This is a genomic window from Stutzerimonas chloritidismutans (assembly GCF_020783375.1).
GTDB classification, from domain to species: Bacteria; Pseudomonadota; Gammaproteobacteria; order Pseudomonadales; family Pseudomonadaceae; genus Stutzerimonas; species Stutzerimonas kunmingensis.
Genome location: NZ_CP086067.1, coordinates 4,269,762 through 4,296,099 on the forward strand (window position 1 = coordinate 4,269,762; position 26,338 = coordinate 4,296,099).

The following is a 26,338-nucleotide window of genomic DNA, read 5'->3' on the forward strand; positions in this document are numbered from 1 at the left end:
GCGCGCAGCTTAGCCACCCCTGCGCACCGCTCCCAGACCGTAACGGGCAAATGATCTTTGCGCTGCAGTCACGAATCCGCCACCGATTGGCTTCGAGTCAGCCCGCTTTTGCGACCGCTGCTGTTTCTGGTCGCGACGCATAGCGCTGCGCCAGTACCGCGCAGACCATCAGCTGAATCTGGTGAAACAGCATCAATGGCAGGATCAGCGTGCCCAGCGCACCGCCGGCGAACAGCACCTGCGCCATGGGGATGCCGGTGGCCAGGCTCTTCTTCGAGCCGGCGAAGAGAATGGTGATGCGGTCCTCCAGATCGAAGCCCAGCCAGCGCGCCGCCAGCCAGGTAATCAGCAGGGCCAACGCGAGTAGCAGACAGCAGGCCAGCACCAGCCCCAGCAGCTGCGGCAGCGGCACCTGCTGCCAGATGCCCTCGACCACCGCATGGCTGAACGCGGTGTAGACCACCAGCAGGATAGAGCTCTGGTCGACGTTCTTTAGCCAGCCCTTGTTGCGCGCCACCCAGTCGCCAATCCAGCGCCGCGCGATCTGCCCGGCGATGAACGGCAGCAGCAGCTGCACGACGATCTTGCCGATGGCATCCAGCGTCGAGCCGCCTTCGCCCTGCGCGCCCATCAGCAGCAGTACCAGCAGCGGCGTGAGGAAGATGCCGATCAGGCTGGAAGCCGCCGCGCTGCATACCGCCGCAGGGATGTTGCCGCGCGCCAGCGAGGTGAAGGCGATGGCCGACTGCACCGTGGCCGGCAAGGCACAGAGGTAGAGCATGCCCAGGTACAGCTCGGCGCCGATCATCGGCGTCAGCAGCGGGCGCAGCGCCAGGCCGAGCAGCGGGAACAGCACGAAGGTGCAGCTGAACACCAGGAGATGCAGGCGCCAATGGCCCATGCCGGCGAGGATCGCACTGCCCGAGAGCTTGGCGCCGTGCATGAAGAACAGCAGGCCGATGGCCAGGTTGGTGATCCACTCGAATACCGCCACGCCCTGCCCCCGCGCTGGCAGCAGCGTGGCGATGGCCACCGCACCGAGCAGGGCCAGAGTGAAGTTGTCCGGTAACAGGCGAGGTCTGGCCATGGGCGCTCCTGATTGTGTGGCTTGCGGCAGGTTGCCAGCGAGTCTACTGTCGCGCTGCATATCCGACTAACGCCATAAGTCAGACAAATGTCGAGAAAAGGACAAAGCAGCCTCGTGCAACGCAGCATCCCAGCCATGGATGCACTGCCGCGCCCGCTCTTCGCCCGCAGTGAATCCCTGGCTGAACGCACCACCACGCCACTCCACAGCCATCCCTGGGCACAGCTATCCTACGCCATCAGCGGCGTGCTGCGCGTGCATACCGAGCGCGGGCGCTTTCTCGCTCCGCCACAGCGCGCCATCCTGATCCCGCCGGGCCTGCTGCACGAGGTGATCAGCTCGCCGCATACCGAGATGCGCAGCCTGTACATCGACCAGCGCGCCGTGGCCTGGGCGCCCGAGCATTGCCAGGTGCTCGCGGTCAGCCCACTGCTGCGCGAGCTGATCCGCGCCTTTGGCGCGCTGCCGGCGCAGTACGACGAGCAAGGTGCCGAAGGCCGCCTGGCAGCGGTGCTGCTGGACCAGCTGCGGGCGGCGCCGGCAATCGGCTATTCCCTGCCCTGGCCCGGGGATGCCCGGCTTCGTCAGCTGTGCGAAGCGCTCTATGAGCAGCCCGATCTTTCACTCAGCCTGAAGCAATGGAGCGAGCGCCTGCAGGTCTCGGAGAAAACCCTGACCCGCCAGTTCCAGCGTGACACCGGCCTCAGCTTCCGCGCCTGGCGCCAGCGTCTGCGCCTGCTCAGCGCGCTCCCTCTGCTGGAGCAGGGCCAGCCGGTTACCGATGTCGCGCTGGCCTGCGGCTACGAATCCACCTCGGCGTTTATCGCCGCGTTCGGCCAACAGTTCGGCACCACACCAGGGGCTCTGGCACGCACACCGGACCGATAAGCAGCGCAGCGAAAACAGTTGGCGCGTTCGCGACCAATACAGTTGCATCCATTTCTGGAACTGCACCGGCACAATCGAGAATCCCTGTGGCTGTTGCACTTGGCTGACGCGCGCGATCCTGTTCTCCCATAACCCGTACCCGGTCACACCGGGAAGGAGCGCAGCATGGATCGCACGCTGTCTCGTCCGTATGTCGCCACCCGCGCCCGCCGCAACTGGCTACAGCTGGTGCAAGTATTGCAGCGCTGGCAACGCAACTACCGTACCCGCCAGCAACTGGCGCAGCTTGACGACCGCCAGCTGGCCGATGTCGGCATCAGCCATAGCGACCGCTCGGCAGAGCTGGACAAGCCGTTCTGGCGCTGAAGCATTCCGCGCCCACCGATTCGAGCCTATGCTGCGTGCTACAAGGCCGCAGCAACGGGAACGTCGCACCCATGGTGCGGTCTAGAGCCTCACCACTGGAGATCTGCCATGTCCCGAATCCTGCTCCCCTTCTTCGCTGCCGGCTTGCTGCTGAGCGGCGGCGCGTCCGCTGCCAGCTTCACCGCTACCACCGACATGGTGGTCGGCGGCCTGATCAATACCGTGGACGCAACCTCGGACCTGACCTCGTCGCTGCGCGACGACAAACTGGTGCTCGATGCTCGCGACGATGCGGCGCGTTTCGTTGCCAGCCAGGGCGATCTGCGCGGCGCCCACCTCGAAGCGGCGCTGCGCCACATTCGTAGCCAGCAGCCAGAACTGGGCGCCAGCGATCTGCAACTGGCTCAGGCGATCCTGGCGCTCTGATGCGTGCAGCAGCGCATGAGCGCTGCTGCAACCTGCGGAAGCAACCGGGCGCTGGCTCTACAGCCGGCGTTTCGCTAGCCTTGGCGCCGTTTTTCCCGGCAACAGGTTCCGCATGCGTTCGTATTCAATCGTTCTCTTATTTCTCGGCCTCACCGCTGGCACCGCCCAGGCGTTCGATGTCACCACCGCAGGTGTCGTGCAGACCAGCTATGTCAGCAGCCAGCTGACCAGCGCTCCCTTCGACAACAAGCTGATCGCCGAGGCCCGCGAAGACGCGGCCGGCTTCGTCGCCAGCGACGGCCAGCTCGCCGCGGCTCGCCTGCAAGCGGCCATGGCGCGGCTGCGCCAGGAACACCCGGAGCTTGCCGCCAGCGACCTGGAACTGGCCGAAGCGATCCTCGTCCAATAATCGCACCGGCCTGCCGGTGCCCCGACCGTGAGAGATTCCAACCGATGAACAAGCTATTGCTCGCCGCCCCGCTGGCGCTGGCCGTCGCCGCGGGCACAGCCCAGGCGCAGACCCTCGTCGCCACCAGCAACATCGTCGTGCGTGCCCTGGACCGCAGCATCAATTTCACCTCCGATGTGACCAGCCGCATCAGTGACATGAAGGTCGTCGTCGAAGCGCGTGAAGACGCCGCCAGCTTCGTCGCCAGCGCCGGCGAGATCCGCGGTGCGCATCTGGAAGCCGCGATAGGCACCCTGCGCAACGAACTCCCTGCAGCGCGCAATGCCAGCGACCTGCAACTGGCCGAAGCCATCCTCGCCCTGTGATACGCCTCGGCGCCTGGCTGCTGGCAGGCTGCCTGAGCCTTGCTACAGGTGTAGCCCAGGCCGACCTGCGCCTGGTTCTCGACTCACGCACACTGGACGCCGAGCAACGCGCTGCCAGCCAGGCGCTGCTGGACGAAGCCATGGCCGCACTGCCACCCCGCCTGGTGCAGAGCCTCGATCGCGAGGTGCGGGTGCAATGGCGCGATGATCTGCCGGAACAGGCCTATGGCCGCGCCGGCGGTAACCGTCTTCAGCTCAATCGCCGTCTACTGCCGACACTGACCGATGGCAGCGCTGCCAGCGAGAAGACCAATCGCCCCCACGGGACGGTGCGCCGCGAGCTGCTCGCCACCGTCATTCACGAAGTGGCGCATCTCTATGACCGCGCGCGCCTGTGGTCGCCCAGTGAGCACCTGTTGCAGGGCCAGTGCCGTCAGCGCGCCAGCCACCTCGGGCAGGTCGGCCTGCCGGATCACTGCCGGGGACAGATCGACCGCCGCTTCACCCTCAGCGATGAGCCGCGCCTGCTCGATCTGGCCGGCTGGCCACAACGGGTCGGCAAGCGCGGCCTGCGCGAACGGGAAAACGCGCAGCTGGCGCGCAGCCCCGATCCGTACGAGCTGACCAGCCCGCTGGAATTCGTCGCGGTGAACCTCGAATACTTCCTGCTCGACCCCAGCTACGCCTGCCGTCGCCCTTCGCTGCACCGTTACCTGCGTGAACACTTCGGTTGGGCGCCAGCAAACGCTGCCGGTTGCACCGATGACTACCCATTTCTGAACGCGGGCCGCGAGTTCGGCCGCACGCCACTGCTGAGCCTCGATCCGTCACGCGTCTACGAGGTCGACTACCTGTTCGCCGAAGCCAACGAGGCCTGGGTCAGCCGCTGGGGCCACAGCATGCTGCGCCTGGTGATCTGCGCGCCCGGCCGCGAGCCCGGTCCCGATTGCCGACTGGATCTGGATCACCACCTGGTGTTGTCCTTCCGCGCCTTCGTCGACGATGTGCAGCTGTCCAGCTGGGACGGCCTCACCGGCGTCTACCCCTCGCGGCTGTTCATCCTGCCCCTGGGCCAGGTGATCGACGAATACACCAAGGTGGAGCTGCGCGGGCTGGCCTCGGTGCCGCTGAAGCTGCAGCACGAAGAGATTCGCGCACTGGTCGAGCGTAGCGCCGAGCTGCACTGGAGCTACGACGGCGACTACTACTTCCTGTCCAACAACTGCGCGGTGGAAACCCTCAAGCTGCTACGCAGTGGAACCACACGCGACGAACTCGTCGCCCTGGACAGCATCATGCCCAACGGGCTGCTGGAGGTGCTGATCCACCGCGACCTGGCCGACGCCAGCGTGCTCGACGATCCGCGTGAGGCGCTGCGCCTGGGCTATCGATTCGACTCCTACCGCGACCGCTATCAGGCGATGTTCGCCGTACTCAAAGAACGCCTGGGCCTGCCGCAGGACAGCGTCGAACAGTGGCTGGAACTCAGTGCCGCCGACCGCCAGCCATGGATCGACCGCGCCGATCTACGCGCCTCCGCCGCCCTGCTGCTGGTCGAACAGGCCGCGCTGCGCCGTCAGCTACTGCTCGCCCAGGACGAGCTGAAGAACCGCTACCTCGGCGGCCGCGGGCGCGACGCCAGCCTGAACAAAGCCGACGGCGCCCTGCAGGAAATCCTAGCCAACAGCGGCTACCTCAGCCGCCCCGCCGAACTGCTCGACGGCCAAGGCTACGGCCTGCCACAACCCAGCGAATGGGCCCGCCTCGAACGCGAAAGCGAACAACGCCAACTGCGCCTGAATCAGCTGAGCGAAGAGCTGGACCAGGAAGTCCGGGTGCTGCTGGGGGATGAGCCGCGGGAGGAACTCGAAGCGATCGAAGTGAACCTGGCCCAGATCGGCGAGCATCTGCGTGGGTTACACAAGGCTGGGGGTGGGTTGGAGTTGCCTTGACAGGGCCCATCGCTGTGAGCGACGCCCTGAGTTATGCATTTCTCCCGATATCGATAGAGACATCGTTCTTGCGCAGCTGGTATTGAAAGACCCTGGGCGGCGGGCTCGATGTTGGCGTTATCAAGAGGTCTCGTGAGCAGCCCCTATCGCTGTTACTGGCGAGGGCGTGGTCATGCAGTGGCCAGCGCCGCCTCTCGCTCTGCGATGGCTTGCTCCAACTCAGGCGAGCGCTTGGCCCATTGCTCGCGGGGTAGCGGTTTGGACCACTCAATCACTTCAGGCGCTGTTAACTCGGGGATATGAGCGAGTTTTTTACGCGTTATCCAATGGGCCCCCATCGGGTTGAATATGGGGAACATGATGCCAATTTCCCAAACCACAGTGAGGAAAAGCCCTCTTTCCTGGCAGGACTTGTCGAACTCGCGCCAAAAAATCTGTTTTAAGCTCAAGCCACAAATATTCTCTAGCGGTTCGGGTATTGCCTCCGGGCCTACCTCCATAAAGCTGCGAATACACTCCCACTGCGCCATGGAGGAAATTCCACCGCCGGTATTGACCATCAGCACCCAGCCTTGTTTGTCGGGGGCGTAGTCTTCGTGCTCTTCCCCCTTGAGCGGGAACCACAGCAGCAGGCTGCCGTGCTTGCTGGCGCCGCCGGTATTGAGGCTGAGCGCACTGGGGGCAATGGCATGTACTCGCTCCCAGGGAACAAACCAGTAGCTACCATCAGGTTCGGTGATACAGACCTCGCGGCGCTGGCGATTAAAGCGAATCGGCGGGATCAGTGGCTTGCGGTACTGCTTGATAAACAAGTACCAAAGGGTGCCCATAAGCCCCCCCATAACCCCTAAAACCACCAGGCTGGCCACAATATCCCCACCTAAAGCGGCCCAAATAGCAACAGCGACAAATAAGAATGTCCCCATATGCAACGTCAGCCAACCCGCTCCCATGGAAAAGCTGCCGATATCCAAAAACACCTGATTTTTACGCCAGATGATATTCATCAGGTCGCTGGCGGGTTGGCCGGTTGGAATGGGTAATGGGGCCAGATGCTCCTGCTTCCGGAGAAGCCCCTGGGCGTGTTCGGTCATTGACTTTCCTTGGGTTGGAGCTGCTCAGCGCTCACTGGTACGGTGCTACAGCTATCGATAAGCAAAGGGCCGTCATTGGAGGCATGCTCAACGACTGCAGTGCCTCGGATGATATAGCGCAGACCCATGCCGCCGCCGACCACCATTTGCTGCGGGCCGAGTGTGCCGGCCTGCATAGCCAACGGGCTATGGTACAAAACCTGAAGCTGCCAGTAATGGCTGTCGGCGCGCTTGGGCAGTGCACCGCTCAAGCGCAAGCCCATACCCTGATGAATAGGTAACCATTGGCTTTCCAGATTGCCTAACCACTGCCGGGTACAGTCGGTGGGGGTGTTGCGGTTGTCGAATGCCGCAAGCTTTACATACAGCTGAGTACGTTCGGGATTGGCCCCCGGTAGAAACAGTTGCAGGCTGTCGGTTCGACTCTCGATCACGATGCTGTGATCACTCTGCCCAATCTGGCGGCTATGCAGGCTCGCGGAGGCCAATAGCTTGGGCTTAAACAGCAGGTCAATCAGGGTTTGCAGCTCCTCGCTGCGCTGCGCCGGGCTGTCGCCCCAGCGCCGCTTTTGCCCCCAGTAACATTGCTCAAGGAAGGCTTGCAGCTCGCTGTCCTTGAAATAGTTCCAGGCCAGGTACAGTCCTTCGATAATCAGCAGTAGCCAGTTCACTGGCACGATGCGCAAGGTGAACCACTTGATCGCCTGTTCGGTGGTCCATTTCCCAGTCAGCGCCATATAGGTAGCATAACCACCCAGGCCGGTTTGAGCGCTCATTACACCGAAGACTGCACCATCATGCCCCAAACGTGCCCAATGATCAGCCGTCCAATAGGCACCGTCTTTATGCATTTCAGCGGAAAGTTTGAGTAAATCGAAAACGGCTCCAAGAGTGGCCAATACACCAGTAGTAAAACCAAACAGCGTTACGATGGGAGCCTTAGCACCGAACTTGCTGATTTCAACCCGCCCAGTCGCCTCCCACGCCGCACCGATCACTGCCGATAGCGCCGCCCCTACCTTGAGGTTTTCGGCCAGATGTTCACGACTACGCACCTCATCATGCTCGCGCCCCTGGTCGCGCTGATTAAGTACCTGCACGTTGTTCATATGCAGCAGCAGAGCCGCCAGTGGCAGCACGCCACCCAGGGTGTTCAAACTCTTGATACCGGTGACAGCCGGGGTCAGACCTTTCTGCAGATTTTGCCCGGCAAGCCGACCCCAGTCCCACAGACGTTGCCCCACCGTACCGCTGAGGCTAAAGCCCATGCTGCCGGCCTTGATGGCGCTGTCCGAGCACAGCCTTACAATCACCAACAGCGCACGTAGCGGATCGGGGAAGCGCTGGATCAAATTGCTCGGGGCTGCGCTACTGGCCAGGTGCTCGGCCTCCAACGCAGCAAAGGCCGCAGACAACCGCGATACAGACTGCCCCCAGTCTGCGCCGCTTGGGCCGCCGAGCTCACTGAGCCAGGCATATTTACCACTGGCCACCAGGCTGCCGATCAGTTGGCCAATAGCCGCCTGATTGGCACTGGTGAGGGCTGCTTCTACCTCGGCGCCACGGTCTGCCAGGTCCATCAACGAGGGGCTGAAACCACTGGCCAGCAAGCTGAAAGGTTGTTCAACCGAAGGCGAGCGCAGCAGATTTACGGCCAGCTGAGTGCCAGGACCGCTGCTGCACAAGGCACTCAGGCTGTTGAGGCTGAGTTCACTGAGCCAGGAGCAGTGTGCGCCGTTGTCGTAATCGGCATACCAGAGCGCGCTCCCGTGGCGCGCCAGGTAGGTGGACATGTCTTTATAAAGCACCTCGCGGCGGGCAAACAGCCATTGGCGGTGCGGCTCGGCGATCTCGGCCATCCATTTCTGCATAGCTGCCAATTGCACACGGTCAGCAACCTGAGCGCTGCTTTTGGCGTCAGTCATGTTGTGGACCTTATTGGCCTGGTAGGCCATGACCACACCTTGCAACTGTCCGTGCAGATCCAGTGGAATAAATTCCCGGGTAGGAGCCAGAACCACTTCTTCACGGCGATGAATATCGGCAATGCGAGCATCAGCGGCAGCATGACCAATTCTGTGGCGCTGACGCTGATTGACTGCGGTCTCTTCGTCGAGCAAAGGGGTGAGTTCGCGCCGGGCCTTGAGCAGAATATCGCCCTGCTCCGGGGTGAGCTGGATATCGCGATCGCGGTAACGGTAGTTGATCAGGTTGCTCAGCTCTGCGCCGTCTTCACTGATCAGGCTGTTGATAAAGCCGGCGATCATCCCTTTGTGGGCGTGCTCCTGATCCCAGTCTTCTTCGCGCTGATTGACCATGCCTTGCTCATGATTCAGATCACGCAATACACCCAGATCGTCGTCCAGGCTGGCGAACACCCCGTGAAGCTCGCCAGCCTGGCTGCGCGCGCTGCTCAGCCAGGTAACCGTTGCCGGCACGTCCCATGGTTCCGCGCTCCATTCGCCGGGCGCGTGTTCGGCAGCTTCTGGCTGACGGGCGGCTGCCCGTTCGCGCTCGTGCAGCCAGGTACGGGCATGGACGTACGCCTGAATGCGCTCGGGGGTAGGTTCGTCCATCATCTGCTTGCCGAGGGTATCCACACCCCCGCGATAGTCGTCGCCGTTCTGCGCGTAGTCGTGGGACAGGGCCCGCTCGCGAATCTCGGGCATCAGTTCGGCCATGACCTGTTCGGCGCTATCCAAGGTCGGGCAATGGTCGGCCTCCAAGGTGCGCGCGATTTGAGTCAGGCTGATGCGGCGCATGCGGGCGCGACGCTCGTCCGGCTCGCCCGCAAGGCGCTGGTGGACGGCAGCGGTCAAAGGGATTTCGGTATAAAGCAACAGGGCGTCGTATTGTTTGTTTAGTGCGATGCCAGCGCTGCTGCCGTTGGCTACGGCGCTTGCGGCGTCATCCAGTCCCTGCTCCAGCAACTGGCCGTCGGCGGCCACGGCAAAGCGGCGCAGCGGTCCTTGGTCGTGCCAGAGATAAAGGTAACCGGGGCGCAAGCGGCGCAGGACCATGGGATGGCTCTGGGTTCCGCTCGCTGGTCTACAGCGTTTATGCGCGGCTGGCTGTTCGGCCAGGGCATAGCGTACGGGAACGATAAAAACCTCGGCCTGGCGCGCCGGACAGCTGGCCATGGGGCTGGACAGGTCGTCCTTTTCGAAGTCCTGTTGCGCGGCTTGGTCGGCGTGGGCCAGGCGTAACGTTCGATCCTGAGCTCGGGCGGTCATGCGACTGACTCCTTGTCGGTGCGCAGCAACTGGCATTGCAGCTCGGCGATGAGGTTGTCCAGGCGCTGTGCCGGCAACAAGTCACGCTGTTCGAGCAGTTGGCAATAAGTGTCGTGTTCGGGAGCCTGCGGAAAATCACTGCCCAACTCGGCCAACAAGCTCGCCCAACGGGCGACTTCATCGGCCGCGCTATAGCCATATCGTGCCGCGCTTTGACGACACAGGGTGACGAATTGCTGCTGGGCGGCAGCATCCATGCCCTGTAGCGATTCAGGGAAGAAACGCTGCAGATGGGCCAGCAGACGCTGATCGAAGCAGGCGTGCTTGGCCTGGTTTAACTGTTCCAGTTGTTCTTGGGAGAGCCGCAGCCAAGGCGTGTCGTCATAGCGCGCAAAGGTCTGCGGCTTGTTCTCGCGTAGCAGCGCCAGTTTCGCGCCAGAATCTGCCGGTAGGCGAATACGCTGCACCGGCCCCATCAATGGATCGCGCTCGTCCGCATTCAGCGGGCCCAGCCATAAAGCCATGATGCGTGGGTCGTGGTAGCGGAACAGAGTCGTTTGTTCACCTTCCAGGCGCACATGAATCAAGCTGCGCAGGTGCTCGACCAGATCGTCTTCGCTCGCATCGGACTCGAGCCAGATACCAGCCGTTGCTTGCCACTCCTGCTGGAATACCTGCGCAAGTTCGCTGTGCGGCCGTACCGCTACCAGCAGCGGGCCGACTTCTGCCAACGGTTCATAGGTGCTGTGTTGATAAAGCAGATGCAGCGAGGGGGATTCTTCCAGGCCGTAAATTCGGACAGCCAGTCCTTCGATCTGCGCGCCATCGAGTAATAGGTAGCTATGCAGCAGCGATTGGGCCGTCATACTTTGGCCTCGGTCTGCTGACAGATTTCACAGATCGGCAGGGCGGTACGCGCGGCCTGTTGCAACGCATGTTTCTGCGCCTGAATCAGTAACTCACCGGCCTTGTCGGCATCCGCCGCCCTCACCTTGCCCGGCAACACTGGCGCCGCGCCCGAGCCCTTACCCGGACTTCCCCCGGAGTTCATTCGAATCACCGGCCCCACCATCGTGATGCCGCTCGCATCGAGCTTCATAAAGCTACCGGCGGCTTTGAAGGTCAGTTCGCTGCCAGCTTCAAGGACGACTTTCAGGCCGCTGGACAGGTGGATTTCCTGGCCGGCTTCAATGAACTGGCCGGTACCAATCTTCACGTGCTGGGTATTGCCCACGGTGAGGTGGTCGTTGGCGCGGATTTCGGTCTTGCGGTCGGCGTGGGTGGTGCGGTGTTCTTCGGCGCGGAATTCGCTGTAGCTGTTGGCCTCCACGGTGTCGTGGCGCTCGTGGCCAACGCGGATCTTCTGGTCGTGCTCGATGTTCTCGTCCCAGTCGCGCTGGGCGTGGAGGTAGATCTGTTCGGCGCCCTTGCGGTCTTCGATGCGCAGTTCGTTGTAGCCGCCACCGCCTGGTGAGCTGAGGGTCTTGAACACCGTGCGGGTCTTGTTCGCCGGCAGGTCGTAGGGGACCTGGTGTTCCTTGTGGTAGAGGCAACCGGTCACCAGCGGCTGGTCGGGGTCGCCTTCGAGGAAGGTCACCAGCACTTCCATGCCAACGCGGGGGATGGCGATGCCGCCGTAGCGGTCGCCGGCCCAGCTGGACGACACGCGCAGCCAGCAGCTGGTCTTGTCGTCGGCCTGGCCTTCGCGGTCCCAGTGGAACTGGACGCGCACGCGGCCGTATTCATCGCAGTGGATTTCTTCGCCTGCCGGCCCGGTAACTACGGCGGTCTGGCTGCCGAGCACCTTCGGCTTCGGATGCCTCAGAGCCGGGCGAAAGGGGATGTCCCAGGGGGTGGCGGTGAAGTGGTTGCGGTAGCCCTGATGGAAGCCGGAGCTGGTAAGAGCCCCCTCACCCCTGGCCTCTCCCCATAGGGGAGAGGGGGCCAGTCCGTCGTGAGCTGGGACATTGGTAATTGATTCCTCCAGCACCTGTGGCTGCTTACCTTCATGCAGCACTTCGGTCAGCAGCCAGAGCTGGTTCCAGTCGCTGCGGGGGTGTTCGCCGAGCGGGAGGAAGTGCCCGCTCGCCAGTTGCGGCTGGTCGCTTTCGCCTTCGGCCAGCTCGTAGTCGTGGCGATGGCGTTCCAGGGCGCGTTGCGACAGGTGCTTGCCGCGGGCGCGCTCGGTGAAGCGGCCGGGGTAATCGTAGTCTTCAAGGTCGGGCTGGAAGTCGCTGTGGAACGCGGCTTCCATAGTCAGACGTGGCTTCTCGAAATCGTAATCGCGGCGCGTGACGCGGCTGGTGCGGGTTTCCAGACGAAGGCCGAAGCGCTTGATCACCGGCTGGTCGGCGACCAGGCCGCTGTCCTGCTGATAGGCGGTGGCAGCGAGCCTGGGGAAGACGGTCTGGTCATCGCCGAAGACCAGGGCATGACCGGCCGCGCTGTGCTGGAAGTGATAGTGAATGCCCTCTTCCTCGCACAGGCGCTGGATGAAGTGCAGGTCGGTTTCGTCGTACTGCACGCAATATTCGCGCGGCGGGTAAATCACCGGGCCGAGCTGGAAGCGGTAGGCATCGGCCTGGATGCCATGCTCCTCGAGCACCTGGCCGACGATCTGCGGCACGCTCAGGTGCTGGAAGATGCGCTGGTTGGTGCGATGGGCGAGGTAGGCCAGCTGCGGCACGAGCGTCAGTCGATAGCGGGTCAGGCGCTTGCCGGATTCACCCTGGGCGGCCTGATGCACCAGCCCATGAATACCGCTGCCATCCGGCGCGAAGGCGAGGAAGGCCGGGCGATGCAGCAGGCTTTCCAGATCCAGATCGGGGTGCTCGCTGACCAGTTCCAGGTCGAAGCGATAGGGCTGGCTGATGGCCTCGCGGCCCTGGAATTGGAGCACCTTGAAGTCGTGCTCGATGCCTTCGAGGGAAAGCGTGAAGTGGGCCTGGTTGGCTGGGGCGAACATCCATGTTCCTCCTGTTCAGTCCATGTATCAGCGCATGGGCGCTTGCGGAGCCCCGTGTAACACAGGCCGGCCGCTCTAGAATGCATGGTTCGCGCATTCCAGAACGACAATGGCTGAATCTGTTCAGTGCTTCGCAAAAAGCGTTCGGCCAGGCGAGCCTGGCCGAAGCGGGACCGCGGCGAATCAGCCAGCGATCGGGGTGCGCCAGTCGTCGGAGCCGGAGGTGCCGGACACCTCGTGGGTCCAGACGATCTTGCGATAGGTGAAGTACACGTCTTCCAGATGAGTGAAATGGGACATGTTCGGGTCCTGGCAGTTGGGCATGCGCGACTGCACGTCGACGATCACCGCATCTTCCAGTTCGATGGTGAAGTAGTGTTCCTGGGTGCCGGTGGACGAGGTGCGGTACCACTCCAGACGGCACTTGTTCAGGCGCTCGCCGGAAGTCAGAGCGTTGAAGATCAGCGGCGACGACTTATCGAATACCTTGGTGATCATCAGCGGCTTGTGTACGCGCTGGCCTGTCGGCTGGCCGGACTGCGGGTCACGCGGGATGATGACCTGATGCTGGAAGGCCTGCACCAGGATCTGGTCCTCATGGCCTTCCTGGAAGATGTTGCCAACCGAGTCCTCGGTGAAGGTGCCGGCGGTGATCAGGCCTTGCTTGGTGCCTTCGAGGGACAGATACGCGGGTGTTGGCATGGGTGCTCTCCTTGTCTGAAATGAGTGCCAAATGGCCATTTCGTAACAACAAGCGCCATGCCAGAAATAAAAAACTGCTTATTTATCAAAAAGATATCTAATTTAAATCACACAGCCCGAATAGCAGAAGTGATGCCCGACACAGAAAGCTGCGCAAGTTCCTGCGCAGACATGGCAACAAGTTGCGCAACGCCCACCAAGCTCGTGACTCATCGCACTGCGAACAGCTTACCCACAAACTTATCCACAGAATGCTGCGCAAGAAATTGCGCAGGCCATTGCCCCTGGTGAGGCCTCATCCACTTTTCTGCAGGCAAAAAAAACCTCGAACTTCATTGGGGGAGGGGGAAGTTCGAGGTCCAAATCCGGACCGCTAGGGCGGGGTCCAGAGATCTGCCAACACTTAACACAACAAGGAGCATCGAAGGGCTTTTACACCCTTCGCATGCTCTGACCGGATGGTTGCAGCGGAAGTTCAACGCGGACTAAAAAAATTTCGTCGACTACCGACATTTTTCGGCAGCCCGGTCAGTGCGCCTCGTCCCAGTTGTTGCCAACGCCCGCTTCGACCAGCAGCGGTACGTCCAGCTGGGCCGCCTCGCTCATCAACGGACAGATCTGCTGGCGGACCTGCTCGACCAGGTCTTCGCGCACTTCCAGCACCAATTCATCGTGTACCTGCAGGATCACCCGCGCATCCAGCCCGCTCTGCTGCAGCCAGCCGTCCACGGCGATCATGGCGCGCTTGATGATGTCCGCTGCGGTGCCCTGCATCGGCGCGTTGATCGCGGTGCGCTCGGCGCCCTTGCGCATAGCGCCATTCTTCGAATTGATCTCCGGCAGGTACAGGCGCCGGCCGAACAGCGTCTCGACATAGCCCTGCTCGGCGGCCTGGGTGCGGGTGCGCTCCATATAGGCGAGCACGCCGGGGTAGCGGGCGAAATAGCGGTCGATGTACTCCTGCGCCTCCTTGCGGCCGACGTCGATCTGCTTGGCCAGGCCGAAGGCGCTCATGCCGTAGATCAGGCCGAAGTTGATCGCCTTGGCGCTGCGGCGCTGGTCATTGCTGACCTGCTCCAGCGGCACGCCGAACACCTCGGCAGCGGTGGCGCGGTGCACGTCGAGGTCGTTCTGGAAAGCGTGCAGCAGACCGGCATCCTGCGCCAGATGAGCCATGATGCGCAGCTCGATCTGCGAGTAGTCGGCCGCCAGCAGCTGGTAGCCCGGCGCCGCGATGAAGGCCTGGCGAATACGCCGGCCCTCGGCGGTGCGGATCGGGATGTTCTGCAGGTTCGGATCGCTGGAAGACAACCGCCCGGTGGCGGTCACCGCCTGGTGGTAGCTGGTGTGGATGCGCCCGGTGCGGGGGTTGATCTGCTGCGGCAGCTTGTCGGTGTAGGTGCCCTTGAGCTTGCTCAAGGAGCGGTGCTGCATGATCACCTTGGGCAGCGGGTAATCCTGCTCGGCCAGTTCAGCCAGCACGCTTTCCGCGGTGGACGGCTGGCCGCCGGCGGTCTTGGAGATTACCGGGCAGCCGAGCTTGTCATAGAGGATCGCGCAGAGCTGCTTGGGCGAGCCGAGGTTGAACTCCTCGCCGGCAATATCGAAGGCCTCGCGTTCCAGCTGCACCAGCTTGTCGCCCAGCTCGACGCTCTGCTGGCCGAGCAACTGCGCATCGACCAGCGCGCCGTTGCGCTCGATGCGCGCCAGCACCGGCACCAGCGGCATCTCGATCTCGGTCAGCACCTTGAGCAGCGATGGCGTCTGCTCCAGCTTGCCGAGCAAGGTCTGGTGCAGGCGCAGGGTGACATCGGCGTCCTCGGCGGCGTAGGGGCCGGCCTGTTCGATGGCGATCTGGTCGAAGGTCAGCTGCTTGGCGCCCTTGCCGGCGATGTCCTCGAAACGGATGGTGCCACGGCCGAGATATTTCAGCGCCAGGCTATCCATGTCGTGGCGAGTGGCGGTGGCGTCCAGCACGTAGGATTCGAGCATGGTGTCGAAGGTCATGCCGCGCATCTCGATGCCGTAGTGCATCAGCACGTTCATGTCGTACTTGCCGTGCTGGCAGATCTTGGTCTTCGCCGGATCCTCCAGCAGCGGCTTGAGCGCGCCAAGCACGGCATCAAGCTCGAGCTGCTGCGGCACACCCATATAGGAATGACGCAGCGGCACATAGGCCGCCTGGCCCGGCTCGACGGCGAACGACACGCCGACCAGCTCGGCGCGCTGAGCATCGATGCTGGTGGTTTCGGTATCGAAGGCGAAGCACTCGGCGTTCTTCAGGCGCTCGAGCCAGGCATCGAACTCGGCCGGATCGAGGATCGTGGTGTACTCGGCTTCGGCCTGGATCGAGCAGCCTTCGGGCTGCACCTCGCAGTTCTCGCCCGCGGCCTTGGCCTCGCGCAGCAGGTCGTCCAGCCAGTTCTTGAATTCCAGCTCGCGGTACAGCGCAATCAGCGCCTCGCGGTGCGGCTCGCCGGGCATCAGGTCGGCGACCTCGACGTCCAGCGGCACGTCGAGCTTGATGGTCGCCAGCTCATAAGACATGAAGGCGGCGTCGCGGTGTTCGGCGAGCTTGGCGCCCAGTGACTTGGCGCCGCGGATCGGCAGGCCGGCGACCTGGTCGAGGTTGTCGTAAAGCCCCTTGAGCCCGCCGGGAATACCGTTGAGCAGGCCACAGGCAGTCTTTTCACCCACGCCTGGCACGCCCGGAATGTTGTCGACCTTGTCGCCCATCAGCGCAAGGAAGTCGATGATCAGCTCCGGGCCGACGCCGAACTTGGTCTTCACGCCTTCGATGTCATAAACGCTGCCGGTCATGGTGTTGACCAGCGTGACGTGCGGACAGACCAGCTGCGCCATGTCCTTGTCGCCGGTGGAGATGATCACGTCGCGGCCGAGCGCCGCGCACTGGCGCGCCAGGGTGCCGATGACGTCGTCGGCCTCCACGCCTTCCACGCACAGCAGCGGCATGCCGAGGGCGCGAACGCTGGCGTGCAGCGGCTCGACCTGCGAGCGCAGATCATCCGGCATCGGCGGGCGGTGCGACTTGTAGTTCTCGAACAGCGCGTCGCGAAAGGTCGGCCCCTTGGCGTCGAAAACCACCGCAAACGGACTGTCCGGATACTGCCGGCGCAGGCTGAGCAACATGTTCAGCACGCCCTTGACCGCGCCGGTCGGCTTGCCGGTTGAGGTGGTCAGAGGAGGCAGGGCATGGAAGGCGCGATAGAGGTAGGACGAACCGTCCACCAGGATGAGGGGAGCTTGGCTCATGAGCGGAATCAACCTTTTCGGCGGGCCCGGAGCTAGAATGCCAAGGACCACTTATCGACAAAGGGACAAGGTTACCATGCGCGCTCTCAAACACCTGATGCTGGCCAGCCTGCTGGCGTGCGCTCCCCTGGCCGGTTTTGCCCAGGAGTCGGTCGACGGCGAGCCCGACGTAACCATCCGTCAGGAAGGCGACCGTACCGTCGAGGAATACCGCGTCAATGGCTTCCTCTATGCCGTGAAAGTCACGCCCAAGCATGGCAAACCGTACTTTCTGGTGCGCGCAGACGGCAACGACGGCAACTTCGTCCGTTCCGATCAGCCGGACATGCTGATCCCCTCCTGGAAGATCTTCAGCTGGTAACCCATCAACCGTCGGGAGGACAGCATGTCGGTATTCACGCCCCTGCAACGCGATGAACTGGAAGCCTTTCTGGCGCCGTACCGGCTCGGCCGGTTGCGCGACTTCCAGGGCATCGTCGCAGGCAGCGAGAACAGCAATTTCTTCGTCAGCCTCGAACAGGGCGAATACGTCCTGACGCTGATCGAGCGTGGTCCGACCCAGGATTTGCCGTTCTTCATCGAGCTGCTCGACGTGCTGCACCGCGCCGGCCTGCCGGTGCCCTACGCGCTGCGCAGCGAGGAGGGCGACGCACTGCGCGAACTGGCGGAGAAGCCCGCGCTGCTGCAGCCGCGCCTGCCCGGCAAGCATGTGATGGCGCCCAACCCGCACCACTGCGCCGAGGTCGGCCGACTGCTGGCGCGGCTGCATCTGGCCACCCGCGAGCACATCCTCGAACGCGCCAGCGACCGCGGCCTGGACTGGATGCAGGAACAGGGGCCAAGCCTGGCGCTGAGCCTGTCCGAGGACCAGCTGCCGCTGTTGCGCGAAGGCCTGGCAGAGATCGCCGAGCTGCGGCCGAAACTCCTCGCCCTACCGCGCGCAAACCTGCACGCCGATCTGTTCCGCGACAACGTGCTGTTCGAAGGCAGCCACCTGACCGGTGTGATCGACTTCTACAACGCCTGCTCCGGGCCGATGCTCTACGACCTGGCCATTGCGGTGAATGACTGGTGCTCGCACCCCAACGGCGAGATCGACGGCGAGCGCAGCGAACCCTTGCTGGCGGCCTACTCCGCACTGCGCCGCTTCACCCCGGCCGAAGCCGAGCTCTGGCAGCCGATGCTGCGCGTGGCCTGCGTGCGTTTCTGGCTATCGCGACTGATCGCGGCGCAGCGTCACGAAGGCAAGACGGACGTGCAGGTGAAAGATCCCGATGAGTTTTACCGGCTGCTGAAGGCGCGCCAGCATCCGTCCAGCGCGCTGCCTTTCGCTTTCTAAATCGAATCCCAGACACAAACCCCGCGCGAAAGCGTTCAACACCTCGCAAATTTTCCAGCGCAGCTTGCGACCGCCGGGGCTTTACCCCAAAGTGCCGGGCGCACAGGATGCGCGCTGGCGTTAGCCGAAACGCGCGACTCGCCGATCATCGAAAGGAATCGATGCATGCCTTCCATCTATCAGCTCAAGCCCCGTTTTCAGGCACTACTACGCCCACTGGTCCAGCGCCTCCATGACAGCGGCATCACGGCCAATCAGGTCACGCTGGCAGCGCTGGTCGTGTCGCTGGCAGTCGCAGCGGCGGTCGCGCTGCTGATCGAGCACCTCTGGATCTTCCTGCTGATCCCACTGTGGATGCTGCTGCGCATGGCACTGAACGCCATCGACGGCATGCTGGCGCGAGAATTCGGCCAGCAATCGAAGCTCGGCGCCTACCTCAACGAACTCTGCGATGTGGCCGCCGATGCGGCGCTCTACCTGCCGCTCGCGCTGGTGACCGGCGTCTGGCCAGCTGCCGTGGTGCTGGTGGTGGTGCTCGCAGCGCTGACCGAGTACGCCGGTGTGCTCGGTCCGATGGTGGGCGCCTCACGCCGTTACGACGGCCCGATGGGCAAGAGCGACAGGGCCTTCGCCTTCGGCGTGCTGGCCACCGGCGTCGCCTTGGGCCTGTTGCCAGCCGCCTGGATCAACGGCTTGTTGCTGCTGATCGCCGGGCTGTCGATCCTCACGCTGAGCAACCGGGTCAGACAAGGCCTGGCGGAAACCGCAGCGGCGCCAGCCGAAGCGGACTGAACCGCCACCCGCCCGCACCACCGACTTTCCGCCCGATACCGAGGAACCTCCCATGCTCGGCGCCCTGCTCGCCTTCGCGATCACTTCCGTTGCACGCCTGCTAACCGGTACGCGCAGCCTCTGGATCGGCTGCGCGCCGCTCAACCGGCAACGCATCTATTTCGCCAACCACAGCAGCCACGGTGATTTCGTGCTGCTCTGGGCATCGCTGCCGCCTGACCTGCGGCGCAGGACCCGGCCCGTCGCCGGCGCCGATTACTGGCAGAGCAGCGCGCTGCGCCGCTTCGTCATCCATCGCCTGTTCAACGGTGTGCTGGTGGAGCGCGAGCGCAGCGGCCCGGAGTCGAATCCGCTGCAACCAATGCTCGACGCCCTGGCCGGCGGCGATTCACTGATCCTCTTCCCCGAGGGCACGCGCAATCTGGAAGAAGGCCTGCTGCCGTTCAAGAGCGGGCTGTATCGCCTGGGCCTGGCGTGTCCGGACGTGGAGCTGGTGCCGGTGTGGATCGCCAACCTCAATCGGGTGATGCCCAAGGGCCGCAGCCTGCCGCTGCCCCTGCTGTGCAGCGTCAGCTTCGGTGCACCAATGAGTATCGAAAAGGACGAGGACAAAGACGCGTTTCTGCAGCGCGCTCGCCTGGCTCTGCTAGAACTGGCCCCGAAGGAAGACTGACATGGATCGCAATACCCTGCTGCTGTTCGCCGGTATCGGTGCCCTGCTCGCCCTGGCATCGCTGATCGGCTTCGTCCTCAAGCGTCGCAGCGGCGGCGAGAGTCCGGTGATCGACAACCTCAACGCCCGCATCAATGCCTGGTGGGTGATGGTAGCGCTGATCGGTATCGCCTTCTGGCTCGGCCACACCGCCGTGGTGATCCTCTTCTACCTGGTGTCGTTCTTCGCGTTGCGCGAATTCATGACGCTGACGCCGACACGCAGCAGCGACTATCCGGCCTTGGTCGCGGCATTCTACCTGGTGCTGCCGCTACAGTATCTGCTGGTAGCGGTCGGCTGGTACGGCCTGTTCGCCATCTTCATTCCGGTCTACGTGTTCCTGTTGCTGCCGATCCTGGCGTCGCTGGGTGGCGACACCACGCGCTTTCTCGAACGTGCCTCGAAGGTGCAATGGGGCCTGATGATCGCAGTCTTCTGCGTCTCCCACGTCCCTGCCCTGCTCACCCTGGAAATTGCCGGCTACGAAGGTCGCAACCTGCTGCTGATCGCCTGGCTGATCATCGTCGTGCAGCTCTCCGACGTGTTGCAGTACGTCTGCGGCAAGCTGGCCGGCAAGCGCAAGATCGCGCCGCGTCTGTCGCCGTCCAAGACCGTCGAAGGCTTCGTCGGCGGGATCTTCCTCGCGACACTGATCGGCGCGGCGCTGTTCTGGATCACCCCGTTCGCCTGGTGGCAGGCGGCGCTGATGGCGCTGCTGCTGAACCTGCTGGGCTTCTTCGGCGGCCTGGTGATGTCGGCGATCAAACGCGACCGTGGCGTCAAGGACTGGGGGCACATGATCGAGGGCCACGGCGGCATGCTCGACCGGCTCGATTCGGTCTGCTTCGCCGCGCCGATCTTCTTCCACCTGGTGCGCTACGGCTGGACCTGACCAGCCTGGCACTTGCGCTGCCCGGCGAACCGCCGATCGCCCCGAGGGTCGAACCTGCCACGGCTCTCGGAGCGATTTGCCTCTCGCCTACCGAACGGATCGCCCACCGCCGCTGCGCCACCGCGTTAAGATGGCAGCACGCAGCCGCCGTTTCGGTGCACCAGCTCCGCGATGGTGTCGCCATCGAATTCAGGAATCACCAATGACCCAACGCAACGTAATCAACGCCTCGGTTACCCCCAAAGGCAGCCTGGAAACCCTGTCGCAACGCGAAGTACAGCAACTGAGCGAAGTCGGTTCCGGCAGCACGCACAAGCTGTTCCGCCAGTGTGCCCTGGCAATCCTCAACACCGGCACGCGCATCGATAACGCCAAGACCATCCTCGAAGCCTATGAGGACTTCGAGGTGCGAATCCTGCAGCAGGATCGCGGCGTACGCCTCGAGCTGTTCAATGCGCCGGCCGACGCCTTCGTCGATGGCGAGATGATCGCCAGCACCCGCGAGATGCTCTTCAGCGCGCTGCGGGACATCGTCTATACCGAGAGCGAACTGAGCAGCGCGCGCATCGATCTGAGCACTTCCCAGGGCATTACCGACTACGTCTTTCATCTGCTGCGCAACGCCCGCACGCTGCGTCCGGGCATCGAGCCGAACATGGTGGTGTGCTGGGGCGGCCACTCGATCAGCACCGAAGAGTACAAGTACAGCAAGCGCGTCGGCCATGAGCTGGGCCTGCGCAGCCTGGATGTCTGCACCGGCTGCGGTCCGGGCGTGATGAAGGGGCCGATGAAGGGCGCCACCATTGCCCACGCCAAACAGCGCCGCGTTGGCAGCCGCTATTTGGGGCTGACCGAGCCGGGCATCATCGCCGCCGAGGCGCCGAACCCGATCGTCAACGAGCTGGTGATCCTGCCGGACATCGAGAAACGTCTGGAAGCCTTCGTCCGCGTCGGTCACGGCATCATCATCTTCCCCGGCGGCGTCGGCACGGCCGAGGAGTTCCTCTACCTGCTCGGTATTCTGTTGCACCCGGCCAATCGTGAAGTGCCGTTCCCGGTCATTCTCACTGGGCCTAGCGATGCGGCGGATTATCTGCAGCAGCTGCACGATTTCGTCGGCGCGACCCTTGGCGAGGAAGCCCAGAAGCGCTACCAGATCGTCTTCAACGACCCTACCGAAGTGGCCCGGCAGATGACCGAGGGCCTGCGCGAAGTACGACGGTTCCGCCGCGAGCGCAACGATGCCTTCCACTTCAACTGGCTGCTGAAGATCGAGGAAGGTTTCCAGCGACCCTTCGATCCGACCCACGAGGCCATGGCCAGCCTGCCGCTGCGCCGCGACCTGCCGCCCCACGAGCTGGCCGCCAACCTGCGCCGCGCGTTTTCCGGCATCGTCGCCGGCAACGTCAAGGACAAGGGCATCCGCCGCATCGAGCAATACGGCCGTTACGAGATCCACGGTGACACGGCGATCATGCAACCGCTGGACAAGCTGCTGCAGGCCTTCGTCGAGCAGCACCGCATGAAACTGCCCGGCGGCGTGCCCTACACCCCGTGCTACCGCGTGGTCAGCTGAAGCTGCCGAAAGGCCGGGCGGCAACGCCCGGCCTTTGTTCATACGCGATGCGGCTGCGGCGCCGCCCTGAACACCAGTGCCAACCCCAGCAGAATCGCCCCCATTCCCAGCAAGCCGGTGCGCGACAGCTGATTGCCGAGGAACAGGTAATCCATCCCCACGGTCACCACCGGCACCAGGTAGAACAGACTGGTGACGTTCACCAGATTGCCGGTCTGGATCATGCGGTACAGCAGCAGCTGCGCCGCCACCGAGATCACCAGACCCAACCACAGCACCGGAATGATGAAGCCCGTCACCGCTTCCAGGCGCATCGGCTGGAACGGCACGAACGCCAGGCACAGCAGCAGGCTGACCCCGTACTGGGTCGGCAGCACCTCCACCGGGCTCTGGCGAACGCGCTGCTGCAGGATCGCGCCCACTGTCATGCACAGCAGCGCGCCGAGGGCGAAGAGCATCCCGGCGAGCGAGAAGCGCGCCAGCACCAGACTCTGACCACCGCGGCCAATCCGGCCAGTGCCACCAGTAATCCCAGCAGACGCAGCGGCGAGAAGCGTCGTTCGAGGAGCAACAGGGTGAGAATCGGCTGCACGCCAAGCAGCGTCGCGATCACACCCGGCGTCACGCCATGGGCCATGGTCTGGAAATAGCAGATCGAATAGCAGCCGATCATCAGCAGTCCGGTGGCCGCCGTCTGCCAGACAGTACCAGGCGCCGACCGCCAGCGTCGGCGGTAGAGGCCGATCAACAGAACGGCACCCAGCGCCAGCGCGAAGCGCACGATCAGCAGGGCAAACGGGGTGCCGTGGTCCAGCCCCCAGCGGGTGAAGATTGCCGCGCTGCCCCACAGCAGCACGAACACGGTCATGACGCCGTAGGACGTCCACAACGATTTGTTGAAAGTCATCAGTGATTACCTGTCGAAGCGAAACAGGCTCCAGCGACGCCGAAGCGCGCGCACACCGACCCAGAAGGATCGGAAGCGAAAACCGGAGCTGCGAAGTGTGGGCGGATCAGCCCAGCGCAACCGCCTGTGGAGGTGGTGGCGCGATTGCCGGATCGGCAACGACAGAGGGAGGTGGAGCGAGTGCGCACAACCGGGCCGCGCCGAGATCGACGGGCTTCAGGAGTAACAGGCTGCGAGCAGTGGAAGACATTGGTTCAACGGCCGGACGGCGGTATGGAGAACGAAAACTAGCAGAGCCAGGCCCGCCGGGTAAAGCGGGCCTGACGAGCGTCACGGCAGGCGAAATCAGCGCAAGCCGTTTAGCCGCACTTGGAGTTGCCGCAGTTCAGGCAGGTGGCGCAGCCGTCCATCTGCACCACGGCCTGGGTGTTGCACTTGTTGCACAGCTGCGCGCCGGCCGGGAAACCCTCGCCCGGCTCGACCGCCACCGCGCCCTGGCTGGCTTCGTAGGCGGCGCGCTTCTCGGCCAGGTACTTGAGCTGGGTTTCGTCCAGCGCATGACCTTCGAGCATGCCGATGGCGATCAGATGGCGCTCCAGCACCGCACCGATCTCGGCCACGATCGACGGCATGTAGACGCCGCCCTTCTTCAGGTAGCCGCCGCGCGGATCGAACACCGCCTTCAGCTCCTCGACCAGGAAGGTGCAGTCGCCACCCTTGCGGAACACCGCAGACATGATGCGGGTCAGCGCCACGATCCACTGGAAGTGGTCCATGTTCTTCGAATTGATGAATATCTCGAACGGCCGACGCTGCTCGTGCGGGGTGCCGGCGTTGAGCACGATGTCGTTCACGGTGACGTACAGCGCGTGTTCGAACAGCGGCGACTTGATCTTGTAGGTCATGCCGATCAGGGTTTCCGGACGCTGCAGGCTCTCGTCCATCTCCACCACATTGACGGCCTTGCTCGCCTTGTTATCGGTACTGGCGGCAGCGGCCGCGGGGCGTTCGAGGGCCTCGTCGACGACCTTGAAGCCCTTGATGCGCTGGGTGATCTTTACGGTCATTGTGCAGATTCTCCTGCCGGGCGCAGCGATGGCCCGGCGCTTATACGATTGGCAGTCCGGTTCAGTACTTGCCGTAATAGCCTTCTTTGAGGGCGTCGAACAGGTTGGCGGCGGTGTTCACCTCGCCGTCGTACTCGACTTCCTGGTTACCCTTGAGCTCGACCACGCTGCCGTCCTCGAGGGTGAAGCGATACAGGGTCTTTTCAAGATCGGCTTCCTTGACCAGCACGCCCTGGAAGGCCGCCGGATTGAAGCGGAAGGTGGTGCAGCCCTTGAGGCCCTGGCGCCAGGCGTAGCGGTAGATGTCCTTGAACGCCTCGAACGGATAATCGGTCGGCACGTTGGCGGTCTTGGAGATCGACGAATCGACCCAGCGCTGCGCGGCGGCCTGGATATCCACGTGCTGGGTCGGGCTGACGTCATCGGCGGTGATGAAGTAGTCCGGCAGCTTCTCGCCCGGCTCGTCGGAGCCCGGCTTGGCGCGCTCGTTGATCAGCGTGCGATAGGCCAGCAGCTCGTAGCTGAACACCTCGATCTTCTCCTTGGCCTTGCGGCCCGGACGGATCAGGTTGCGCGAGTAGTGATGGGCGAAGCTCGGCTCGATGCCGTTGGAGGCGTTGTTGGCCAGGCTCAGGCTGATAGTGCCGGTAGGCGCGATCGAGCTGTGGTGGGTGAAGCGCGCGCCCTGCTCGGCCAGCGCCTCGATCAGCTCAGGCGCGTACTCGGCGATCTTCTGCATGTAACGCGAATACTTGGCGTGCAGCACGCGACCGGCAATCTGGTCGCCGACCTTGTAACCGTCCTTGGTCATCTCCGGACGCTTGCGCAGCATTTCGGCGGTGACTTCGAAGGTCTGGCTCAGCAACGGTGCCGGACCCTTCTCCTTGGACAGTTCCAGCGCCTGCTCCCAGCCGACCAGCGCCATCTCGCGGGCGACTTCCTCGGTAAACACGCAGGCTTCCGGGCTGCCATAGCGCAGCTTGAGCAGTGTCAAGGTCGAGCCGAGACCGAGGAAACCCATACCATGGCGGCGCTTGCTTTCGATCTCGTGGCGCTGCTGCTCCAGCGGCAGGCCGTTGATCTCGACGACGTTATCGAGCATGCGGGTGAAGACGCGCACCACCTCGCGGTACTTGTCCCAGTCGAAGCGCGCGTCCGCACCGAACGGGTCGATGACGAAGTGGGTCAGGTTGATCGAGCCCAGTAGACACGACCCGTACGGCGGCAGCGGCTGCTCACCACAGGGGTTGGTCGCACGGATCGCTTCGCACCACCAGTTGTTGTTCAGCTGGTTGACGCGGTCGATGAGGATGAAGCCCGGCTCGGCGTAGTCATAGGTGGAGACCATGATCATGTCCCACAGATGCCGCGCCTTGACCCGCCCGTATATCTTGCAGGCCACCAGGCCGTCGTCACGCACGATGTAGCCGTCATGCACCGGCCATTCGCGCCAGAGCACATGCTCGGCGTCCGCCAGGTCAAGCTCGGCGGCTTCCTTGGCGTGCACCGGGAAGATCAGCGGCCACTCGCCGTCGACCTCCACCGCCTGCATGAATTCATCGGTGATCAACAGGCTCAGGTTGAACTGGCGCAGTCGGCCGTCTTCGCGCTTGGCGCGGATGAACTCGCGCACATCCGGATGGCCGACATCAAAGGTGCCCATTTGCGCGCCGCGGCGGCCGCCGGCCGAACTCACGGTGAAGCACATCTTGTCGAAGATATCCATGAACGACAGCGGGCCGCTGGTGTGCGCACCAGCACCCGAGACGAAGGAGCCGCGCGGACGCAGGGTGCTGAACTCGTAGCCGATGCCGCACCCGGCCTTGAGCGTCAGACCGGCCTCGTGGACCTTGCCGAGGATGTCATCCATCGAGTCGGTGATCGAACCCGAGACAGTGCAGTTGATGGTCGAGGTAGCCGGCTTGTAATCCTGCGCGCCGGCGTTGGAGATGATCCGTCCGGCCGGGATGGCGCCGTTGCGCAGCGCCCAGAGGAAACGCTCGTGCCAGTGCTCGCGCTGCTTGGCCGGCTCGACGTCAGCCAGGGCCCGGGCGACGCGCTGCCAGGTGGCGTCGACGCTGTCATCGATCGGCGTGCCGTCCTTGCTGGTCAGACGGTATTTCTGTGCCCAGATATCTTCGGAAGCCGCCTGCAGGGCGATGCTGGAAGTGCTCTTGCTGTCTGCCGCGATGGGCCCGTCCGTCTTCGCCATGCGCTGCGCATCCTCGTGCCGAAAGTGGGAGAAAAGAAAGCTCGCACGATAGGCGAATTCGACAGGCGCCGTACATGATGC

The 26,338-nt window shown here is 63.5% G+C and carries 21 protein-coding genes and 1 pseudogene; 12 read left to right on the top strand and 10 right to left on the bottom strand.

Features of this window, described 5'->3' with window-relative positions; translation table 11 throughout:
- Positions 1-97: 97 nt before the first annotated feature.
- Positions 98-1,087 carry a bile acid:sodium symporter family protein gene (locus LLJ08_RS20100; RefSeq protein WP_003301922.1) on the bottom strand — a complete coding sequence of 330 codons (990 nt, stop codon included), beginning with the start codon at positions 1,085-1,087 and terminating at the stop codon, positions 98-100.
- Positions 1,088-1,174: 87 nt separating this feature from the next.
- On the opposite strand from LLJ08_RS20100, the gene LLJ08_RS20105 reads away from it, so the two are divergent.
- The 6 genes from LLJ08_RS20105 to LLJ08_RS20130 all read left to right on the top strand — a co-directional run bounded on the left by LLJ08_RS20105 (position 1,175) and on the right by LLJ08_RS20130 (position 5,493).
- Positions 1,175-1,975, top strand: a complete 801-nt coding sequence (locus tag LLJ08_RS20105; protein ID WP_228207801.1) for an AraC family transcriptional regulator — start codon at positions 1,175-1,177, stop codon at positions 1,973-1,975.
- A gap of 165 nt (positions 1,976-2,140) precedes the next feature.
- Positions 2,141-2,341 (top strand): DUF1127 domain-containing protein, encoded by a 201-nt coding sequence (locus LLJ08_RS20110; RefSeq protein WP_228207802.1) that lies wholly within the window; start codon positions 2,141-2,143, stop codon positions 2,339-2,341.
- 108 nt (positions 2,342-2,449) lie between these two features.
- Positions 2,450-2,767, top strand: coding sequence for a DUF2388 domain-containing protein (locus tag LLJ08_RS20115; protein WP_023445583.1), 318 nt, complete (start codon positions 2,450-2,452; stop codon positions 2,765-2,767).
- 112 nt (positions 2,768-2,879) lie between these two features.
- A complete protein-coding gene (locus LLJ08_RS20120) occupies positions 2,880-3,176 on the top strand; it encodes a DUF2388 domain-containing protein (RefSeq protein ID WP_014822099.1) in 297 nt (98 codons plus the stop codon).
- Between the two features lie 44 nt (positions 3,177-3,220).
- Positions 3,221-3,541 (top strand): DUF2388 domain-containing protein, encoded by a 321-nt coding sequence (locus tag LLJ08_RS20125; RefSeq protein ID WP_228207803.1) that lies wholly within the window; start codon positions 3,221-3,223, stop codon positions 3,539-3,541.
- A complete protein-coding gene (locus LLJ08_RS20130) occupies positions 3,538-5,493 on the top strand; it encodes a DUF7844 domain-containing protein (RefSeq protein ID WP_228207804.1) in 1,956 nt (651 codons plus the stop codon). Before LLJ08_RS20125 ends, LLJ08_RS20130 begins: the two co-directional genes overlap by 4 nt.
- Positions 5,494-5,663: 170 nt before the next feature.
- Here LLJ08_RS20130 and LLJ08_RS20135 read toward each other — a convergent pair whose 3' ends face one another.
- The 6 genes from LLJ08_RS20135 to polA form a co-directional block, all read right to left on the bottom strand.
- Positions 5,664-6,587: a hypothetical protein gene (locus LLJ08_RS20135; RefSeq protein ID WP_104098356.1), complete on the bottom strand. Its 924-nt coding sequence runs from the start codon at positions 6,585-6,587 to the stop codon at positions 5,664-5,666.
- Positions 6,584-9,820 (bottom strand): toxin VasX, encoded by a 3,237-nt coding sequence (locus tag LLJ08_RS20140; protein WP_228207805.1) that lies wholly within the window; start codon positions 9,818-9,820, stop codon positions 6,584-6,586. The genes LLJ08_RS20135 and LLJ08_RS20140 overlap by 4 nt, the downstream gene beginning before the upstream one ends.
- Positions 9,817-10,686, bottom strand: coding sequence for a DUF4123 domain-containing protein (locus LLJ08_RS20145; protein WP_228207806.1), 870 nt, complete (start codon positions 10,684-10,686; stop codon positions 9,817-9,819). The genes LLJ08_RS20140 and LLJ08_RS20145 overlap by 4 nt, the downstream gene beginning before the upstream one ends.
- The gene (locus tag LLJ08_RS20150) at positions 10,683-12,785 is read right to left on the bottom strand and encodes a type VI secretion system Vgr family protein (protein ID WP_228207807.1); all 2,103 of its coding nucleotides are present in this window, start codon (positions 12,783-12,785) and stop codon (positions 10,683-10,685) included. Before LLJ08_RS20150 ends, LLJ08_RS20145 begins: the two co-directional genes overlap by 4 nt.
- Before the next feature lie 183 nt (positions 12,786-12,968).
- Positions 12,969-13,487 (bottom strand): Hcp family type VI secretion system effector, encoded by a 519-nt coding sequence (locus LLJ08_RS20155; protein ID WP_003286458.1) that lies wholly within the window; start codon positions 13,485-13,487, stop codon positions 12,969-12,971.
- A gap of 528 nt (positions 13,488-14,015) precedes the next feature.
- Positions 14,016-16,760: a DNA polymerase I gene (polA, locus tag LLJ08_RS20160; RefSeq protein WP_228207808.1), complete on the bottom strand. Its 2,745-nt coding sequence runs from the start codon at positions 16,758-16,760 to the stop codon at positions 14,016-14,018.
- 76 nt (positions 16,761-16,836) lie between these two features.
- Here polA and LLJ08_RS20165 point away from each other — a divergent pair, with 76 nt between their 5' ends.
- From LLJ08_RS20165 to ppnN, 6 genes are all read left to right on the top strand, one after another.
- Entirely contained in the window at positions 16,837-17,121 is a 285-nt protein-coding gene (locus LLJ08_RS20165) for a DUF2782 domain-containing protein (RefSeq protein WP_003291686.1), read from the top strand.
- 24 nt (positions 17,122-17,145) lie between these two features.
- A complete protein-coding gene (locus tag LLJ08_RS20170; RefSeq protein ID WP_228207809.1) occupies positions 17,146-18,099 on the top strand; it encodes a homoserine kinase in 954 nt (317 codons plus the stop codon).
- A 165-nt stretch (positions 18,100-18,264) separates the two neighbouring features.
- Entirely contained in the window at positions 18,265-18,891 is a 627-nt protein-coding gene (locus LLJ08_RS20175; protein WP_228207810.1) for a CDP-alcohol phosphatidyltransferase family protein, read from the top strand.
- Between the two features lie 52 nt (positions 18,892-18,943).
- Complete coding sequence (locus LLJ08_RS20180; protein ID WP_023444201.1) at positions 18,944-19,564, top strand: lysophospholipid acyltransferase family protein; 621 nt, start codon at positions 18,944-18,946, stop codon at positions 19,562-19,564.
- 1 nt (position 19,565) lies between these two features.
- Complete coding sequence (locus tag LLJ08_RS20185; RefSeq protein WP_023444202.1) at positions 19,566-20,495, top strand: phosphatidate cytidylyltransferase; 930 nt, start codon at positions 19,566-19,568, stop codon at positions 20,493-20,495.
- Positions 20,496-20,697: 202 nt separating this feature from the next.
- Positions 20,698-22,071 (top strand): nucleotide 5'-monophosphate nucleosidase PpnN, encoded by a 1,374-nt coding sequence (gene ppnN / locus LLJ08_RS20190; protein ID WP_014822111.1) that lies wholly within the window; start codon positions 20,698-20,700, stop codon positions 22,069-22,071.
- Between the two features lie 38 nt (positions 22,072-22,109).
- Here the strand turns inward: ppnN and LLJ08_RS20195 are convergent.
- The 3 genes and pseudogenes from LLJ08_RS20195 to LLJ08_RS20205 form a co-directional block, all read right to left on the bottom strand.
- A pseudogene (locus LLJ08_RS20195) lies at positions 22,110-22,978 on the bottom strand (DMT family transporter).
- 359 nt (positions 22,979-23,337) lie between these two features.
- Entirely contained in the window at positions 23,338-24,045 is a 708-nt protein-coding gene (locus LLJ08_RS20200) for a TSCPD domain-containing protein (RefSeq protein WP_003284183.1), read from the bottom strand.
- A gap of 61 nt (positions 24,046-24,106) precedes the next feature.
- Positions 24,107-26,257 carry an adenosylcobalamin-dependent ribonucleoside-diphosphate reductase gene (locus LLJ08_RS20205; protein WP_228207811.1) on the bottom strand — a complete coding sequence of 717 codons (2,151 nt, stop codon included), beginning with the start codon at positions 26,255-26,257 and terminating at the stop codon, positions 24,107-24,109.
- Between the last annotated feature and the right edge of the window lie 81 nt (positions 26,258-26,338).